Raw genomic sequence first — 14266 nt, 5'->3', positions numbered from 1 at the left:
GATTGTCGAGGCAACCATGCGAACCAACGGCCCTCCCCGATCCGCCGGCACGAACCAGCAGTGGCGCGGCCGATACCGCTTCACGGTCCACAACCACGCCACGGCGGCCGTCCACGAGCGGCACGGCCCGCCCCGGCCGGGGGCCACGGTCGCCGTCGTGGGGGCCGGCGTGGCCGGCCTCGTCGCCGCGTACGAACTGGAACAGCTCGGCTACAACGTGGTCGTGCTCGAGGGCAGCCGCCGCTGCGGGGGACGGATCTTCTCGTACCGGTTCGCTGGGCCGCACGCCGACTCCCCGATCGCCGAGCTGGGCGCCATGCGCTTCCCGGCGCGGCACATCCACACCATGGGGTACGTGGCCCGGCTGGGCCTGTCCGACGAGCTGCGCCCGTTCAAGAGCCTGCTCGCCGACGACAACGCCCTGCACGGCACGACCGGCGGTTACCTGCGCCTGCGCGAGGCGCCGCGCGCCCTCATGGCGGAGCTGCGCGACGCGCTGCTCCCCCGCGACTACCGGGACGCGACGCTGCTGTTCGCCGCGCAGCTGAGCCTCATCGTGGACGCCATCGCGCCGCCCACCCAGCGCGAAGGGCTGCGCCACGACCTGCACAACCGGCTGCTCGACCACGTGGAGAGCATCGACCTGCGGGCCTACCTCACCGGCCACGGCGAGACCGGCATCGACCTGCACGGGGTCTTCGGCCGCCACCCCGAGCTGCGCAGCGCGTGCGGCGGCGACCTCAACACGTTCCTCGACGACATCCTCACCGAGACGAGCGCCGAACTGTTGCGCATCCGGGGCGGGATGGCCCGCCTCACCGACCGGCTGGCCCGCCGGCTACGCCGACCCATCCTGTACGCCCGCGAGGTCATCGGCATGAACGTGCAGCCCGACGGCGTGGTCCTCACCATCCGGGCGCCCGGCCGCACGCTCACCCGGCACTGCCAGACGGTCGTGTGCACCGCGCCGCTGCCCGTCCTGCGCCGGATGCGGCTGTCCGGCTTCCCCGCCGACAAGCTCGACATCATCCACGGCGTGAAGTACGTGCCCGCCACGAAGATCGCGTTCCACTGCCGGGAGGCGTTCTGGGAGCGGGAGGGCATCACCGGCGGGGCGTCGTTCAGCGGCGGCCGGGTCCGCCAGACGTACTACCCGGCCATCGACGGCGACCGGGCGCTCGGCGCGGTCCTGCTGGCCAGCTACACGATCGGCGACGAGGCCGAGGAGTGGGGCGCCATGTCGCCGCACGACCGGCACGCGGCGGTCGTGGGCGAGCTGAGCCGCATGCATCCGCAGTTGCGCGACCCGGGCATGGTGCTCAACGCGGTGAGCCTCGCGTGGGGGCGCAACAAATGGAGCGGCTCCGGCTGCTCGGTGCGCTGGGGCAAGACGCTCGCCGAGCAGGAGGAGGAGCGCCTGGCGGTGGCGCGGCCGGTCGGTCCGCTGTTCTTCGCCGGCGAGCACTGCTCGTCCGCGCCCGCCTGGATCGACGGCGCGATCCAGTCCGCCATCGAGGCCGTCGGCCAGATCGTCCGGTGGGACAGCCGCGCCCCGGCACCGGCGTACTCATGAGCGTCTTCGACACGCCGCGCGTGCACTTCCGGGGAACCGCGGTGACGCGGTTGCCGACCGGGCCGCGGTGCGGGCTGTTCGACCTGTCGACCAACCGGGCGCTCACGGACGACGGGCCGGTCCCGCCGGACGTGCCGCCCGCCGAGTACCACGACTACCTGTGGCGGCGCGGTCCCCGCTTCGGCGTGGACGGCCGGCCGGACCCGGACGGGGTGTTCAGCGCGTCGCAGGGCTGGAACTTCGGTGGCAACGGGCACTTCTGGATCGACGCGGCCGTCGTGGCGGTCGAGCTCGACGACGGCATCGACGTCACCGACCCGGCGGTGGGCCGCGCGGTCGACATGTGGGGCCACTACAACGAGTACCTGGCGACGACGTTCAACCGGGCCCGCGTCTTCGACGTCGACCCGTCGTCGAACTGGACGACGACGCTCATGGTCGGCCGCTTCGGCCTCGGCCGGCTGGGCCGCTCGCAGGACGGCGGCTATCTCATGCTGGGCGACGTCGCCGGTACGCAGCCGCCGCGTTGGCATCACCGCGACCACCGCCGCGACGTGGGCGACCACTGGTTGGCCGCCCACCTGGGCCGGGCGGTGCTGCACCAGTTCGCGATCGCCGCCGAGGAGGGCCTGACCTGGCTGGCCGACGCCGACCGCTCGCCGGCCACGCGACGGCTGCGCGACGTGATCGAGGCCGGCGGCGCCGACGGTGTGGTGGTGCAGTTCGCGCTGTCCAACATGGCCCCGCCGACCGTGCCCAACGCGCCCGACCGGCACGACCTGCGCGGCACGATCGCCCCGTGGCGACGCGACGAGTGGCGCTCGTACCCGGCCGGGCGGCTGCTCACCCCGCGCGACGGGAGCGGGCCCGGCCCCGGCGTGCTGAGCGTGGCCGTCGGCCCGGACACGGCGACGTTCAACCTGGCCACGGCCGTGCCGGTGACCCTCGGCGACGGCTGGGCGCCCGGCGCCGAGGAGCGGGTGGACCTCGGCGACCTCGACCTGCGCACCGCGCGCGGCGGCCGGCTGGTCGCGTCGCTGCCCCGCGCGGCCTATCTGGGCAAGGACTTCGACCTCACCAGCGGCGTGGTCACCGTCCCGGCGCTGCTGCCGGGCATCGAGGTCGCCGACGAGCCGCTGTGCCTGGTCGCCGGGGACACCCTCCTCGTCGAGGAGGAGACCAACGTCCAGGCCGACGACGCCGGCCTCATCATCGAGTACCCGGACGTCGCGCGCGCCGAGGACCACGCGGTGGAGGTCGCCGTCCGGGCCCTGACGCGCGGCCGGCCGGCGGCCGTCGAGATGATCCACATCCGCCAGTACGCGAACCCGCGCTCGCGCCCGCTCGACCCCGCGGTCGGTGACCTCGTCGAGGTGCGCCCCGGCCGGTTGGGTGAGCCCGGTCCCTTCGCGGCGTCGTGCGCGATCGGCACGGACGACACCGGCGTCGGCTGGTTCACCGTGCGCGGCGCCGGCTCCGGCGCGACCCGGCTGCACCTGTCGGCGCGCGCCGACGGCCGGCCGGGCGGGACGGGCGCCGCCGCGTACGACAACGACGACGCGCTCGGCTTCTGGGCCGGTGCGGGCACGGTCCACGTGCGGGTGCTGCCGGACGACTGGGCCCTCGACGACGCCGACGCGACGTTCGACCGCGTGTACCGGGAGGTATTCGCGCCGTACGAGTTCCTGTACTCGTTCATGAAGGACGAGGTGTTCAGCCTCGCCGACGAGTGCAAGGTCCGCACGTACCCCCGGCTCATCTGGCAGATGGGCGACCCGCGCAACCTCGCGCGCACGTACTACATGCCGCCGACACGCGACCTCACGTTGCCCAAGGCGCGCCTGCTGCTGGCGTTCCTGCGCGCCCAGCAGGCCGTCGCGGACGTGCCGGTGCCCACCCGGGCCGCGCCGCGCGCCGGCGGCCGCATCGAGCGCCGCGGCCAGCTGTGGGCCGCGCTGCGCACGGCGGCGAGCGTCGAGCTGGCCGCGACCCTGCAGTACCTGTTCGCCGCGTACTCCGTGCCGGCCTACGGGCCCGCCGAGGAGTACGTGCGCCGCGGCCTGTGGACGGCCGAGCAGCGCTGGTTGGCGTGCGGCGACGGCGGCGAGACGACGGCCGGCGGGGTACGCGGCACGCTGCTGTCCATCGCCCGCGAGGAGATGATCCATTTCCTCATGATCAACAACATCATCATGGCGATGGGCGAGCCGTTCCACGTGCCGGCGATCGACTTCGGGACGCTCAACCACACGTTGCCGATCCCGCTGGACTTCGCCCTCGAACCGTTGGGCATCGGCAGCCTGCAACGGTTCCTGGCGCTGGAACAGCCCGAGTCGCACATCGGCGACCTGGGGGTGGGCGACGACCCGCCGGAGGGGTACCGCTCGCCGTCGGCCCTCTACGCCGAGATCCGCGCCGGCATCGAGCGGGTGCCGGACCTGTTCATGGTGCGCAAGGGCCGCGGCGGCGGGGAGCACCACCTGTTCCTGCGCGAGTCCATCAACGCGGTGCACCCGGACTTCCAGCTGGAGGTCGACGACGTGCCGAGCGCGCTGTTCGCGATCGACGTCATCACCGAGCAGGGCGAGGGCGGCAAGCTGGCCTCGGCGCCCTCCCCGGGCGGGTCGCACTTCGAGGCGCTGCTGCGGGTGTCCGAAGAGCTGCTGGCCACCCGCTCGCCGGGCCGTACGGTGTGGGCGCCCGCCTACCCGGTCGCCCGCAATCCCACGGCCCACGACGGCCGCCCCGACCGCACGACCGTCACGGAGCCGGCGGCGCGCGCGCTCATGCACCTGTTCAACCGCTCGTACTATCTGATGTTGCAGCTGATGGTGCAGCACTTCGGCTACCAGCCGGACGCGAGCCTGCGCCGCTCCAAGCTGATGAACGCCGCCATCGACGTCATGACCGGCATGATGGCCCCGCTGGCGGAGGTGCTGGTCACCCTGCCGTCCGGCCAGCGCGGGCTGACCGCCGGTCCCGGCTTCGAACTGGAGGACGAGGTCGTCTACAACTCGCGCCCCGACGTCGCCATGCTGTCGGTGGCGCTGCGCTTCGAGCACCTCGCGGCGGCGGCGCGGCGCTGCGACGCGGCGCCCGACCGGGTCACGGACATGTTCGCCTTCTACGCCGACTACTTCCGGGCGCTGCGGATATGAAACCGTTCGCGCTGACCGGCCCCGACCAGATCGCCGACCCGTACCCGGTCTACGCGCGCTACCGCGCCGTCGAGCCGGTCCACGAGACCGCGGCCGGCTGGTACGTGTTCCGCTTCGACGACGTGGCGGCCGTCCTGATGAGCCCCCGGGTGGGGCGCGGCGCGCCGCCCGGCCAGCGGCCCGCACCGCTCATCCCGGAGGAGTACCCGGCCCTGCGGGCCATCGTGGAGAACTGGCTGGTGTTCCTCGACCCGCCCCGGCACACCCGGCTGCGGGCGCTCGTCACCCGGCACTTCACCGCCCGACTGGTGGCCGACCTGCGGCCCCGGATCGCCGAGCTGGCCGGCGGGCTCCTCGCCGAGGTCCGCGCCGCGCCGGTGACCGACCTGGTGGCCGACTTCGCCGCCCCGCTGCCCATCCTGGTCATCAGCGAACTGCTGGGCGTCCCGCCGGGCCGGCGCGACTGGCTGCGCGCCCGGGCGGTGGCGCTGCAGGAGGCGAACACGTCCCGCGGCGGCGACCGGGCCGCGCGCCTCGGCGCGGCGGAGGCGGCGTCGGTCGAGCTGTGGGACTTCTTCGCGGCCGAGGTGGCGCGCCGCCGCGACGGCGGGCCCGCGGATCTGACCACCGCCCTGGTGCGCGCCGCGCCCGCGCTGACCGACACCGAGATCATCTCGACGTGCGTGCACCTGTTGACGGCGGGGCACGAGACCACCACGAACCTCATCGCGAAGGCGACCCTGGCGCTGCTGCGCCATCCCGAGGTCCGCGACCGGCTGGCCGCCGAGCCGGCGCTGATGCCGGGCGCCGTCGAGGAGTTCGTCCGCTACGACGCCCCCGTGCAGATGGTCTCCCGGCGCACATACGAGGACCTGCGGATCAATGACGTGACGATCCCCGCGGGCGGCAAGGTGACCCTCGTGCTGGGGTCGGCCAACCGGGACCCGCGCCGGTTCCCGGATCCGGACATCCTCGACGTCGGCCGCGACGCGAGCCGCAACGCCAGCTTCGGCATGGGTATCCACTACTGCCTCGGCGCCCGGCTGGCCTACCTGGAGGCCGAGATCGGCCTGACCGCGCTGCTGCGGGGCCTGCCCGGCCTGGCATTCGCGGACGAGCCGGTCGAGTACGCCGACGACCTCGTGTTCCACGGCCCCTCCCGGCTGCCGCTGGCGACCGCACGCGCCTGACCACGAACTGCGAATTGCATTCTGTAATTTCAATTCAGCAATGGCGGGGTGACCGTCTTTCACGCCCTATTCGGTCGTATACCTAAAACGAGTGAGTGAATGAGTCACTCAATTGACCGTCACCCATCAGAGGTACAGACTGGCCCGAGGCGTTGTGCTGGCCAGGACGCCAGAGGTCCCCTGGAAGGGCCTCAACACAGATAGCTCCACTGTGGTTATTCAGCGCGCATGAATGCCACCCGACAACGCGTCACCCAGACGTTCCCCCGGACTCCTCCGCCCACCATGCCTGTCGCCAATTCAGCACGCCGTCGTCATCGACGCGGCCTCTTTGTTCGCGACCCACCACGGGCAGCGGAGCCGTGGGTCTTCGCACACGCGACGGTCCTGTCAGGACCGTGTGGGAGGAACCATGGACAACGCATCACGGCGGCGCCTCGTCGCCGCCGCAACCACGCTGACGGTCGCGGGCGGGCTCGTGCTCGTCTCCCCGACCGCGGCGCACGCGTCCGTGCCGTTCACGATCGCCACCCTCGACGGCTCGGGCAACAACACCAGCAATCCCACCTGGGGCAAGGCCGGCACGCAGTACTCGCGCGTCGGCAGTCCGCGCTACGCCGACAACAAGAGCCAGCCGGTCTCGGGTCCGAACGCCCGCAACCTCAGCAACCGGATCTTCAACGACTCGCACCAGAATCTCTTCTCCGACCACCGCGTCTCGCAGTGGGCCTGGACGTGGGGCCAGTTCCTCGACCACACCTTCGGGCTGCGCGACCAGGGCGGGGCGACGGCGAACATCCCGTTCAGCAGCACGGATCCAATGGAGGAGTTCACCAACACGCTGGGCTACATCCCGTTCACGCGCTCGGCGGCGGCGTCCGGCACCGGGGTCACCAACCCCCGGCAGCAGATCAACACCCAGAACTCGTACATCGACGCCGAGGCGGTCTACGGCACGACCAGCAGCCGGCTGGAGTGGCTGCGCGACGGGCCGGTCGACGGCAACCTGGCCAACAACGCCGCGACCCTGATGCTGCCCGGCGGGTACCTGCCGCGCCGCGACGACCGGGGCAACCCCGCCACCGCGCCGCCCGTCGACATCGAGGGACGCCTGGTGGCCAACCCGAACGACGCCACGGTGGCCGGCGACGTCCGCTCGAACGAGAACCTCGCGCTCACGGCGACGCAGACCTTGTTCGCCCGCGAGCACAACCGGATCGTGTCACTGCTGCCGTCGTCGTTGTCGGCCGAGGACAAGTTCCAGATCGCGCGGCGCATCGTGATCGCGGAGCAGCAGTACATCACGTACAACGAGTTCCTGCCCGCGATGGGCGTCTCGCTGCCGAAGTACACCGGGTACAAGTCCAACGTGAACGCGACGATCAGCAACGAGTTCGCCACGGTCGGGTACCGGGCGCACACCCAGGTGCACGGCGAGTTCGTCATCCGGTCCGCCGCCAGCCGCTACACCGCGGCCGAACTCGCGGCGATCGCGGCACAGGGCGTCACCGTCACCCCGGCCGGCACGCAGGTCATCTTCAACGTGCCGATCAACGCGGCGTCGTTCAATCCCAACCTGGCGGAAATGCTGGAACTCGGTCCCCTGCTGCAGGGCATCGGCTTCCTGCCGCAGTACAACAACGACGAGCAGATCGACAACCAGCTGCGCAGCGTACTGTTCGAGGTGCCCGTGTCGGGCAACCCGCAGTGCCTGGACGGCCCGGGGATGCCGGCCTGCTACGACGGCGTGGTCGACCTCGGCGCCATCGACGTGGAGCGTGGCCGCGACCACGGCATGCCGAGCTACAACCAGCTGCGCCAGGCGTACGGCCTGTCGACGAAGTCGTCGTTCACGGCGATCACCGGCGAGTCCACGGAGTCGTTCCCGAGCGACCCGCAGCTCACCGCGGGCAACGAGATCAACGACCCCGACAGCCTGGACTTCCTCAGCCTGCGCAACATCGACGGGGCGAACATCAACCTCAGCGACCAGCAGGCCGTGCTGCGCCAGGCCGTGGACGGCACCCGCCGCACCACGGTGGCCGCCCGGCTCAAGGCGATCTACGGCACCGTGGGCAACGTCGACGCGTTCGTCGGCATGCTGGCCGAGCCGCACGTGGCCAACACCGAGATGGGTGAGTTGCAGCTGGCGATCTGGACGAAGCAGTTCACCGCCCTGCGCGACGGCGACAGGTTCTTCTACGGCAACAACCAGGGCCTGTCCTGGATCAAGAACACCTACGGCATCGACTACCGCAACAGCCTGGCGCAGGTGATCGCCAACAACAGCGACATCCCGCTCAACCAGTTGGAACCCAACGTCTTCCTGGTCGACAGCGCCGAGCTGCCGGCGGCGGCCTGCCGGGTCGCGTACACGATCGAGGACACCTGGAGCGGCGGGTTCCACGCCCACATCATCATCACGAACCTGCAGACGACGCCGGTCAACGGCTGGACGCTGAAGTTCCGGTTCGCCAACGGCCAGACCTTCACCTACGAGTGGGATGCCTGGTTCAACGTGTCGAACAGCCAGGTGACGGCGGACGACGACACCTGGAACCAGAACATACCGGCAGGCGGATCGATACCCGACATAGCGTTCGACGCGACCTGGGACAACTACACGAACTCCATACCGCCCAACTTCTACCTGAACAACAAGCGATGTGACCTCGCTTGACCGGTGGCTCCCGGGTCGGGCTACGCGCCCGGCCCGGGGCCGCATCGCGTCAGGCGGCCAGCCGCTGGAACATCGGGCACCAGCGGCGCGCTGCCGGATCCTCCTCGAACCGGGAGCATCCCGGGGTCTGGGCCGGCACGGTCAGCTCGCTGGCGCCGAGACCGCGCACGAGATCGTTGATCATGCGCAACTCGTACGGCAGGGTGCGCGGCCGCGTCACGCCGGGAGTGCGGCCGAGGCCGCAGAACAGACGCACCGCGCCGCGCACGCGGGCCCAGTCGGCCGCGTTGCCCTCGGACGTGTCGTCGATGACGCGCTGCAGGTTGGTGGCGAGCTGCGCGGCCAGTTGCACCGCGACATGGTCACAGCCGCTGGGCCCACAGCCCGCTCGCAGATCGGCGAGCCGGCTGTCCACCAGCCGGCTCAGCACGGCCTTCTGGTGATCCGCACCGCGCGACGCCGGCACCGAACTCACGAACCATCCCTCCCCGAATTGCCCCGCAATAGTAACAATTCGTATGCGGTCCCTGTCAGGGCGCAGTGGTTCGACTCACGCCATCAGCCAGCCGTTCTAGGGCTTGCCGAGCTGATGCCAGTCCGTTTCCGAGACCTCGACGTCATAGTGCCTGGCCGCCGCGAGAATGTTGGCGAACGCCAGATCGCGCTCGCCGTCCGTGACGCCCTCGACCTGATCGAAGCGGGCCAGCGCGTTGCGCACGTGCCGGGCGTCCGTGAGCGGTTCCTTGCGCTTGTCCGGGAAGGCGAACACCGAGTCGGGCAGATCGGACCGCTCGGTCAGCTCGCCGTGCTTCTCGTGGGGCTTCCAGGTCGTCTTCATGATCACCAAATACCCGCCCGGACCGGAGCGAAACACCCCTCCATCGGAACTTTGCCCCAAGGGGTACCCGGAATCGACCGCCGCCACGATATTGATCGACTGTTATCGAAGCCGTGCGGCCCGTACGATGCCGGCATGACGGCACGACCTGTCGGACCCGCACGCACGGCGTGGGTGCGCACCACGATCCCGGGCGCGTGCCCCGTCATGGCGCCGCCACCGGGCTCGGCGCTGATCGACCGGCACGCGAGGTGACAATCACGCGTGACCGCTCCCCGTCGACCCAACCTCGGCCGTAGCGCCGCGCAGGCCAACCGCCGAGCGCTGCTGGCCGCCGCCGTGGAGGTGTTCGCCGAGGGTGGCATCGACGCCCCACTGTCCGCGGTGGCCAGGCGGGCCGGCGTCGGCCAGGGCAGCCTCTACCGGCACTTCCCCGATCGGATCAGCCTCGCCATGGCCGTGTTCGAGGAGAACGTGGCGCGGCTGGAGTCCCTCGCGACCGACCCCACCTGCACCCTCGACGGCATGCTGGCCACGATAACGCGCATGGTGATCAACTCGGTCGCCTTCGTGGACCTCGTGATGGCCGGCGGCGCCGAGCCGCGGCTCGACGCGATCAACGAACGCGTGCGGGCCACGCTGGCCGGGCCGCTGGCCGCCGCGCGTCGGGCCGGGAGGATCCGCGAGTCCGTCGGACTCGACGATCTCATGCTGGCGATCGGCATGATCGCCGCCATCGTGGCCAGGACACCGGCGGCCGACCGCCGCGCGACCGCCGACAGCGGCTGGGCCCTGCTGAACCGCGCCCTGCGGCCCTGATCCGCGCGGGCCCACGGCGGACGGCCGTGCCCGTACACTCCAACGATGACCGACGATCTGCTCGACCGGGTACGCGCGATCTGCCTGGCATTCCCCGAGGTGACGGAGCGACCCAGCCACGGGGCGCCGACGTGGTTCGTCCGGGACCGGAGCACGTTCGTGACCCTGTGGGCGAACGGCCATCACCGCGACGAGTTCGCGCACCTGTGGTGTGCGGCGCCGGTGGGCGCGCAGGAGGAACTCATCGCGGCCGACCCGGCGGTCTACTTCCGCCCGCCGTACGTGGGGCACCGGGGGTGGATCGGCGTGCGCCTGGACGGCGAGGTGGACTGGGCGGAGATCGCCGAAGTCTGTACGGACGCCTATCGCACCATAGCGCCGAAATCGCTGGTCAAACGGCTCGACGAACGCGGGTAGCGGTTGGGCCCGGCGCCGCGACGCGCCGGGCCACCCACGCGGTGCCCGCCCGCTGGACCCGGCCGACCCCTGACCCCGCCCAGCGGCCCCCGTTCGCCGGGACCGCCCGAGTCGGCGCCCGGCTGAGCACCGTTACGGCAGTCAATCTAGGCAGCGCCGCTATACACCCGCTATGCGCGCACCCGGGCCCGCCTCAGTAAGCGGTGGACACTGCCATTACGTTGATGTCGTGGGCTTTACAGTGCTCGGACCGGTGGCGCTGGTCATCAACGACGATCGACATACCGTCGCCCGGGCCCAGAGTCGGGGCCTGCTCGCCCTGCTGCTCCTGGAAGCCGACCGGGCCGTATCGCTGCCCGCCATCATCGAGGCGCTGTGGGGCGGCGCCGCCCCGCCCACGGCGAAGTCCCAGGTACAGATGGCCGTGCACGCCATCCGGCGGACCCTGGTCGCCGCCGGCTCCACCGCCAGCCTGGACAGCGGGTCCTTCGGCTACCGCCTCGTGGTCGACGCCGACGACGTCGACCTCGGCCGCTTCGAGCGGCTCGTGGCGCGCGCCCAGCGGGCGGCGGACGGCGGCGACGCCGCCGCGGCGGCCGACCTGCTGCGCGAGGGCCTGGCGCTGTGGCGGGGCGAGCCACTGGCCGACGCGAGCGGCGCGTTCGTCGACGCGGCACGCGCCCGGCTCACCGACCGGCGCCTCGCGGCCGTGGCCGACCTGGCCGACATCGAGCTGCGGCTGGGCCGCCACGAGGCGCTCATCGACGACCTCGCCGCGCTCGTCGACGCGTACCCGATGCGCGAGGCGATCCGGGCCCGCCTGATGCTCGCCCTCTACCGGGGCGGCCGGCAGGTGGAGGCCCTGCAGAGCTTCCGCGACTACCGCCAGCTGCTCGCCGACGAGGAGGGCATCGAGCCCGGCCCGGAGCTGACCGAGCTGCAGGTCGCCATCCTGCGCGGGGACGCCCGCCTCGCCGGTCCCCCGGCACCGGTCCCGGCGGCGGCCCCGGCCCCGGCGCCCGAGGCGGCCGTGCCCGCCCAGCTGCCGGCCGACGTCAGCGGGTTCACCGGGCGCCGCGAGCACCTGCGCCAACTCGACGAGGCCATGGCCCGGGTAGCGGGGCGGCCGGCCGCGGTCGTCATCACCGCGGTCATGGGTACGGCGGGCGTCGGCAAGACCGCGCTCGCCGTGCACTGGGCCCACGCCAACCGCGGGCTGTTCCCGGACGGCCAGCTCAGCCTCGACCTGCGCGGCTTCGCGCCCGGCAGCGCGCCGTTGCGGCCGCTCGACGCGCTCGCCCGGCTGCTCGACGCGCTCGGCGTGCGCCCCGAGCGGGTACCGGACGATGCCGACCAGGCGGCCAGCCTCTACCGCACGGTCACCGCCGAGCGGCGCCTGCTCGTGCTGCTCGACAACGCCCGCGACGCCGACCAGGTCCGCCCGCTGCTGCCCGGCGGACCGGGCTGCCTCGTCATCGTCACCAGCCGCGACCACCTGGCCGGCCTGGTCGCCCGGGACGGGGCCGCGCGGGTCGCGGTCGACGTCCTCGGTCCGGAGGAGGCGCACTGCCTGCTCGCCACTCTGCTGGGCGCCGACCGGGTCACGGCCGAGCCGGCGGCCACGGTCGAGCTGGCGCGGCTGTGCTCGTACCTGCCCCTCGCGCTGCGCATCGCCGCCGCGAACGTGATCGTGCGGGGGTACGACACGATCGACAGCTACGTCACGTCGCTGCGCGACCGCGACCGGGTCGGCGAGCTGGACATCCCCGGCGACCCGCACGCGGGCGTGCGGGCGGCGTTCGACCTGTCCTACGAGGCGCTGCCGCCGGCCACCCGCCGGCTGTTCCGGCTGCTGAGCCTCGTGCCCGGCGCCGAGGTGGACGCCGCGGCGGCCGCCGCGCTGCTCGGCTCGTCCGTCCCGGCGGCGAGCGCCCTCTTCGACGACCTGGTGCGCAGCCACCTCGTCCAGCGCGTCGGGCCCGACCGGTTCGGCTGCCACGACCTGCTGCGCCGCTACGCCGCCGAGCGCGCCGAGCGGGAGGACCCGGCCGACGAGCGCGCGGCGGCCGCCGCGCGCCTCTACGACCACTACCTGCGCCACACCAGTGCCGCCGCCGCTGTGCTCTACCCCCAGACCGTCCGGCTGCCCGAACCCGAGGACCAGGCCGACCCGCCCGTCCGGTTCGCGGGCGAGCCGGCGGCCTCGGCCTGGCTCGCCGCCGAGTCGGCCAACCTCGCCGCGATCATCACGCACACCGCCCAGGAAGGGCCGGGCGAGGTGGCCTGGCGGCTCGCCGACGGGCTGCGCGGGTACTACTGGCTCACCATGCGGACGGTCGACTGGCTGCGCACGGCGCGTACGGCGCTGGCAGCGGCCGAGGCGGCCGGCGACGTCATGGCCCAGGCGGCGGCGCGCCTGAGCCTGTGCCACATGTACGGGGTGCGCGGGCAGATCCCGGACGCGATCCGCGAGGGTCAGGCCGCTCTCGCGCTCAGCCAGGCGAGCGGCTGGCTGCCCGGCGAGACGAACGCGACGTCGTACGTGGGCATCGGCCTGTGGCAGTCCGGTGAGCCCGAGGCCGCGATCGCCCACTTCGTCCACGGGCTGGAGCTGTGCCGCAAGCTCGGCAACGGCACGCTGGAGGCCGTGCTCGTGGGCAACCTGGGCGGCGCGTACGCCGAGCTGGGCCAGCTGCACCGGGCCCTGGAGCAGCACACCCACGCGCTGGCGCTGGCCCGCGAGATGGGCTCGCGCACCGCCGAGGCGGTCAGCCTGGTGCACGTCAGCCACACGCTGCGCGACATGGGCGAGCCGGCGCAGGCGCGCGAGCACGTGGCGCAGGCCCTGGCGATCCACCGGGAGATCGGCAGCCGGCACGGGGAGGCCTCCGCGTTGCGCTGCCTGGCGGAGGTCGCCCTGGACACGGGCGACTTCGATACGGCCCGGCGGCTCGCGAACCAGGCCATCGCGCTGGCCCGCGAGACGAACAACGGCCGCCAGTTGCCGATCGCCATCTGCGCCCTCGCCGACCTCGACCGGGCCACCGGGGCGCCGGCCCGCGCCGTCGAGTTGGCGGAGGAGGCCCTCGGCCTGGCGCGCCACACCAACGACCCGCCCGTCGAGGCGTACGTGCTGATCGCGTTGGCCAACGCGCACGCCGACCTGGGCGACCACGAGGCCGCCCGGACGCGCGCCGAGCTGGCCGTCGCGGTGGGCGAGGCCGGCCGCTACCAGTCCCTCGCCGCCCGGGCCCGGACGGTGCTGGGCCGGGCGCGCCTGCTCGCGGGCGCCGCCGACGAGGCGGCCGGGCACGCGCGCGAGGCCGCGGCCGTGCTCGCCGAGTGCGGTCATCGCGTCGGGGAGGCCGAGGCTCACGAGCTGCTGGGCGACGCGGTGGACGGCGCCGGGCGGGTGGCCGCCCGCCGCGAGGCGCTGCGCCTGTTCGAGGCCGCCGGGTCGTACCAGGCATCGCGGCTGCGTGCGCTGCTCGAGGGACGGTAAAGCGAACGGCTCTGGCGCACTTTCGGTGATGACGTTGTATGACGTCAGCCCGGCAGGATCCCATGGGCGTAGGAGCTGGAAGCCAGCCC

General features: G+C 72.6%; 9 protein-coding genes. 7 read left to right on the top strand and 2 right to left on the bottom strand.

Features of this window, described 5'->3' with window-relative positions; translation table 11 throughout:
• The first annotated feature begins 16 nt into the window (after nt 1–16).
• The 4 genes from ABD191_RS03805 (at nt 17) to ABD191_RS03790 (ending at nt 8601) form a co-directional block, all read left to right on the top strand.
• Nucleotides 17–1573 carry a flavin monoamine oxidase family protein gene (locus ABD191_RS03805; protein WP_344076830.1) on the top strand — a complete coding sequence of 519 codons (1557 nt, stop codon included), beginning with the start codon at nt 17–19 and terminating at the stop codon, nt 1571–1573.
• Nucleotides 1537–4731: a ferritin-like domain-containing protein gene (locus ABD191_RS03800; RefSeq protein WP_344076828.1), complete on the top strand. Its 3195-nt coding sequence runs from the start codon at nt 1537–1539 to the stop codon at nt 4729–4731. Before ABD191_RS03805 ends, ABD191_RS03800 begins: the two co-directional genes overlap by 37 nt.
• Nucleotides 4728–5921, top strand: coding sequence for a cytochrome P450 (locus tag ABD191_RS03795; protein WP_344076826.1), 1194 nt, complete (start codon nt 4728–4730; stop codon nt 5919–5921). The genes ABD191_RS03800 and ABD191_RS03795 overlap by 4 nt, the downstream gene beginning before the upstream one ends.
• Nucleotides 5922–6333: 412 nt before the next feature.
• Complete coding sequence (locus tag ABD191_RS03790) at nt 6334–8601, top strand: peroxidase family protein (RefSeq protein ID WP_344076824.1); 2268 nt, start codon at nt 6334–6336, stop codon at nt 8599–8601.
• A gap of 49 nt (nt 8602–8650) precedes the next feature.
• On the opposite strand, the gene ABD191_RS03785 is transcribed toward ABD191_RS03790, so the two are convergent.
• Nucleotides 8651–9076: a hypothetical protein gene (locus ABD191_RS03785; RefSeq protein ID WP_344076822.1), complete on the bottom strand. Its 426-nt coding sequence runs from the start codon at nt 9074–9076 to the stop codon at nt 8651–8653.
• 96 nt (nt 9077–9172) lie between these two features.
• A complete protein-coding gene (locus ABD191_RS03780) occupies nt 9173–9439 on the bottom strand; it encodes a DUF6582 domain-containing protein (protein WP_344076820.1) in 267 nt (88 codons plus the stop codon).
• 264 nt (nt 9440–9703) lie between these two features.
• Between ABD191_RS03780 and ABD191_RS03775 the strand changes: the two genes are divergently transcribed.
• The 3 genes from ABD191_RS03775 (at nt 9704) to ABD191_RS03765 (ending at nt 14177) form a co-directional block, all read left to right on the top strand.
• Entirely contained in the window at nt 9704–10258 is a 555-nt protein-coding gene (locus ABD191_RS03775) for a TetR family transcriptional regulator (protein ID WP_344076818.1), read from the top strand.
• A 45-nt stretch (nt 10259–10303) separates the two neighbouring features.
• Nucleotides 10304–10675: an MmcQ/YjbR family DNA-binding protein gene (locus tag ABD191_RS03770; RefSeq protein ID WP_344076816.1), complete on the top strand. Its 372-nt coding sequence runs from the start codon at nt 10304–10306 to the stop codon at nt 10673–10675.
• A gap of 229 nt (nt 10676–10904) precedes the next feature.
• Entirely contained in the window at nt 10905–14177 is a 3273-nt protein-coding gene (locus ABD191_RS03765) for an AfsR/SARP family transcriptional regulator (RefSeq protein ID WP_344076814.1), read from the top strand.
• Nucleotides 14178–14266 lie beyond the last annotated feature (89 nt).

This window comes from Luedemannella helvata, assembly GCF_039528415.1.
Classification (GTDB): domain Bacteria; phylum Actinomycetota; class Actinomycetes; order Mycobacteriales; family Micromonosporaceae; genus Luedemannella; species Luedemannella helvata.
This window is presented reverse-complemented; position numbering and strand designations above follow the sequence as displayed.